Raw genomic sequence first — 4,722 nt, forward strand, 5'->3', positions numbered from 1 at the left:
TCGCGGTCGGCCCAGTCCAGGTAGAGCCACGGTGACCACCAGCAGCACCACCGGCACCGCGGCCAGCGTGACCTCCGCCGACTCCCCCACGATGAGCGGGTAGAACTCCTCCAGGGCGTCGATCCCGGCGACCAGCGCGGCGGCCACCAGCGCGCCCCGCACCACCCGGCTGCCGACGGCCTCGCCGAGCCCGGACCGCAGGGTGGCGAAGTACCCGAGGTCCTCGTCCTCCCCGTCGGGGTCGGCCGTGCGGGGCGGGTCGGGGAACGTCCAGGTCAACAGGGCACCGGCAAGGCAGATCCCCACGCTGACCCAGCCGACGAGCGGGTACCCGCCCGTGGCGACCAGCGCCGTCGCGGCGAACGCCGCCGGGATCTGTCCGGCGTGCCCGGCCGCGGTGACGTGCCCCCGCAGGGTCGCGTACCGGTCCTGCGCCCCCACCGCGGCGAGCCCCTCGTAGGCCAGCGCCTCGACCGTGCCGCTGTAGAGCGACGTGCCGATCCCCCACAGCACGAAGCCGACCGCGAACCCGGCGAACGAGGGCGCCAGGAGCCAGACCGCGTAGGCCGCGGCCTGCAGCAGCCCACCCGCGGCGAGCACCCGCCGTCGGGAGAAGCGGTCCGACAACGCGCCGGACGGGACCTCCGCGACCAGGCCGGTGACCGACCAGATCGCGAGCAGCGCGGCGATCTCCGCCGCCGACATCCCGCTGTCGGCGAAGAACAACGCGTACAGGGGGTAGAACGGGATCGCGTCCGCGAGCAGGGCCCAGCCGGTGATCCGGCGGTCCAGGCCGCGTGCCCGGGACGGGAGGCGTGAGGTGCGTCAAAGGAACGGCATGGCGCCGACCCTAGCGGCCTGGGGACCCCGCCGACACCGGATTAGGACGCCGGACGTCGCCCAGGCCCAGGGTCGCCACGAGCTGGAGGCCCGCCGCCCCGAGCAGCACGCACAACGCCGCCCCGTAGCCGTGGGTGAGGTCCACGAGCACGCCCATCAGCAACGGCCCGAGCCCCGCGACCGTGTACCCGACGCCCAGCGCCATCCCGCTGGTCGCCGCCGCTGCCTGCGGGTCCGGCGCGCGCCAGGCGATCACACCGAGGTTGAGCGGGAACCCCGCGCCGCAGGCGAACCCGATCAGGAAGACCCAGCCCCACGGACCCACCAGGGGCGGTTCCGGCCAGACGATCATGCCCAGCACACCCAGGGCGGTGCAGGCCACGACGACCAGTGCCCACGGCCGGACGCGGCCGGTGCGCTCGGCCAACCACGGCATCACCAGGGCCGCGGGTAGCTGCGCGATGCTCCAGACCGCGATCAGCAGTCCGGCCGAGGCGGCGCTCCAGCCGCGGTCGACGTAGGTGGGGGCGATCCACGTCAGCGAGCCGTAGACCGTCAGGGACACCCCGGCCTGGTAGGTCGAGGCGAGCCGGGCGAACCGGTCGCGCCAGGGCAGCCGGGTCGGGACCTGGGCGGGCGCGGCCGGGCCACCCCGCATGATCACGCTCCACACCGCGACCGCCACCAGCGCCGGGACGGCCCAGACCGCCAGCGAGAACGACCAGCCGCCCAGCCCGACGGCCAGGGGCACGGCGGCCGCGCTCACGACCGTCGAGCCGACCATCATCGCCACGACGTACGCGCCGGACACCGCCGCCGCCCGATCGGCCAGCCGGTCCTTCACGACCGAGGTCAGCAGCACGCCGGAGATCCCGATGCCCAGCCCGATCATGATCGTGCCCAGGGCGAGCGGGACGGTCGCCGGGATCCCGCGGACCCCGCTGCCGAGCGCGACCAGACCGACGGACGCGCCCAGCGCCCGCGTCGACCCCAGTGCGGCGCCCACCCGGGCTCCGACGAGGGATCCCACCGCCATCGCGAGGATCGCGCCGGTCTGCACGGCCCCGGCGGTGCCCGCCGCGAGCCCCAGGGACTCCCGGACGTCCCCGAGCAGCGGCGGATAGGCCGACAGCGGCCCGCGCAGGTTCAGCGACAGCGCGAGGATGCCGACCAGCACGAGCATCGGGCGGGGGCGCACGGATCCGTCGTACCCGACGCCGGCACTCGGCGCAGGCCGAGGACCGCCCTTTCGACGGGGTGGATCCGGCAGCCGTTCGGTCGTGGCGGCGCTGGAAGGCGGGGTCGCCGTCGTCATCGGTGAGGACGGGCGCGGGGCGTGCCTGCCTCGGGCCAGGCGTTGCGCTCCACAGGTTTCGGTCGCTGAGGGGTCGCTGTGAGGGTCTCGTAACACGGCTCGGGAGGACACCGATGGTCCGAGGTGAGCACTCCCGGCACCCGCACCCCGTCCGACCGCTCCCCCGCCGAGAGCACCACCTACCTGCAGATCCCTCCCTCCACTCCCTCCGACGCGGGCGACCCGGCCTCGCCGGGACGTGCCGCCGACCTGCACGAGGGTGCCGATGGTGCGACCGCCCCCTCGGGTCCCGACCTGGCGCACGGAAGCGCCGTTCGTGTCGACGAGGAGGGTCCCTCGACGAAGATCCTCGAGCCCCTCGCCGCCGCTCCCCCCACGATCCCGGCCCTCCCGCTCACCCCGCGCGACCCGGCCGACCGCCCCTTCGCCGACCCTCGGCGTTCGGTCCCGGGCAAGCCGGACACACTGCTCCGCAGGCTCTTCCGCCGCAGCCGCTGATCCGCACCTCGCCGCGTTCATGATCGTGAGCTACGTGCTCTCAGAGTTGCAGGGACCGCGCTGAGCGCACGCAACCAGCGATCAAGCCACGCTCACAGCACGAAACGTGCGATCTTGAACCCTCACAGCTCAAGATCGCGAGCTACGTGCTCTCACAGCTGCCGCAACCACGCTGAGCGCACGCAACCAGCGATCAAGCCACGCTCACAGCACGAAACGTGCGATCTTGAACCCTCACCGCTCAAGATCGCGAGCTACGTGCTCTCACAGCTGCCGCAACCACGCTGAACGCACACAACCAGCGATCAAGCCACGCTGAGAGCACGAAACGTGCAGTCGAGACAGCGCCACGAGCACCCACCCTCAGAGCGACGCGGCGATCCGCCCCATCCGACCGTGCACCTCCGCCACGACCTGCCCCGCCTCCGGATCGGTGAGCCGTGCACCGTCGGCGACCAGGCTCCCCGCCGACCACACCTGCCTGAGGTTGCGCAGGGAGCAGGCCAGCACGTAGGTGCCGTAGGCGTCCCACACCGGGCCGGTGTCCGGCTCCCGAGGGTCCACGACGAGGAAGTCCGCGTACCGCCCCACCCGCAGCGACCCGACGTCGTCGGAGATCCCCAGGACCTCCGCGGAACCCAGCGTGTGCAGCATCAGCATGTCCCGCACCGGCATCACGCCGGGGTCGTGCCGGGTCGCCCGCAGCATGTATATCCCGAAGCGGCAGTTGGAGAACGGGTCGGCGTTGTCCGTGCAGGACTGGTCGTCCAGCCCCACGCCCACCCGCATCCCCGCCGCCCGGATCTCGGGGATCGACGCCACCCCGGAGGCCAGCCTGCCGTTCGACAGCGGCTGCCAGCTCATCCCGCACCCCGCGGCGGCGGCCTCCGCGATGATCTCCGGCGTGGTCTGGATGAAGTGCCCGAACACCAGGTCCGGGCCGAGCGCGCCCGCGTCCCGGTACCAGGAGAACTTCGCCTGCTGTGCCTCCACGCCGAAGGCCGTCTCCAGCAGGTGCGGCTGGTTGAGCAGGCCGTACTTGCGCATCGCGGCGACCTCGAGCTCCGCGGTGGCCTCCGACTCGGCCCACTGCACGGTCCCGCTCACCGCCACGCCGAGGTGCAGCGGCGACTCGACCGCCTTCGCCAGGGCCACCGTCTCGTCCACGTGGGACAGCGCCTCGGCGAACGAGAAGGACCCCTGCGCCAGCATCACCGAGTGCACGTGCCGCAGCCCGGCGTCGACCTTGGCGCGCAGCTGGGCGTGCTGGTAGTCGACGGGCGGGATCGTCCCCACGTACCCCGACGACGAGGAGGACTGCGCCTCGAACGGCAGCCCGACGTCGGTGAAGTCGTACGCCGTGGTGATCCCGTTGCGCAGGAAGTCCTGCGCCCCGTGCCGGGTCATCCAGTAGATGTCCTCGGCGTCCGCCTTCTCGGTGAACGCGGTCATGGCCTGGATCCAGCCGTAGAGCGCCTGGTCCATGCCGAGCCCGCGCGAGCCCGAGGTGAACAGGTGGCTGTGCGCGGAGACGAACCCGGGCGCGACGATCGTGCCGCTCGCGTCGAGGACCTCCGACGCGGCCGCGAGGTCCGCGGGCCCGGGCGCCCCCTCCTCGACCGCCGTCAGCCGCCCGTCGGACCCCACCGCGAACCACCCCACGAAGGGGTCGGGGCGGTCGGGGTCGATCGTCAGCAGGGTCGCGCCGTGCACGAGCAGCTTCGTCACGGCGACAGCGTGCCCTCGTCGTGTTGCGACGCGGTGAAATGGTCCCACCCGGCCACGCCCGCATACGGCTCGCCGTCAACCAGCACCCCGGCGCCCTCCGCCACGGTGCCGATCTCCACGAACCCCTCGGGCATCGTCGCCCCGGCGGGGAAGGTGGCGGCCAGGGCGTGGTCCTCGCCGCCCGTCAGCATCCACCCGACGGGATCGACGCCGAGTGCCGCGCCCACCTCCACGAGCCGCTCGGGAACCTCGAACGCACTGCGCCGCAACGAGATCTGCACCCCCGACGCGGCGGCGACGTGCCCGAGGTCGGCCACCAGGCCGTCGGAGACGTCGATCAT

At 73.1% G+C, this 4,722-nt stretch carries 4 protein-coding genes and 1 pseudogene; 1 reads left to right on the plus strand and 4 read right to left on the minus strand.

Annotated elements, in window-relative coordinates; translation table 11 throughout:
• On the minus strand, positions 1–792 hold a 792-nt coding region (locus H5J29_RS21380), incomplete at its 3' end, for an MFS transporter (protein ID WP_312858339.1).
• Between the two features lie 58 nt (positions 793–850).
• On the minus strand, positions 851–2,038 hold the full coding sequence (locus H5J29_RS21385) for an MFS transporter (protein WP_181782828.1): 1,188 nt from the start codon (positions 2,036–2,038) through the stop codon (positions 851–853).
• Between the two features lie 240 nt (positions 2,039–2,278).
• On the opposite strand from H5J29_RS21385, the gene H5J29_RS21390 reads away from it, so the two are divergent.
• Positions 2,279–2,653: a hypothetical protein gene (locus H5J29_RS21390; protein WP_181782829.1), complete on the plus strand. Its 375-nt coding sequence runs from the start codon at positions 2,279–2,281 to the stop codon at positions 2,651–2,653.
• Positions 2,654–3,016: 363 nt separating this feature from the next.
• Here H5J29_RS21390 and H5J29_RS21395 read toward each other — a convergent pair whose 3' ends face one another.
• Entirely contained in the window at positions 3,017–4,381 is a 1,365-nt protein-coding gene (locus H5J29_RS21395) for an amidohydrolase family protein (RefSeq protein WP_220187731.1), read from the minus strand.
• A pseudogene (locus H5J29_RS21400) lies at positions 4,378–4,722 on the minus strand (thiamine-phosphate kinase); the annotation flags it as partial. The pseudogene H5J29_RS21400 and the gene H5J29_RS21395, both read right to left, overlap by 4 nt.

The organism is Pseudonocardia pini (genome assembly GCF_013870575.1).
GTDB lineage: Bacteria > Actinomycetota > Actinomycetes > Mycobacteriales > Pseudonocardiaceae > Pseudonocardia > Pseudonocardia pini.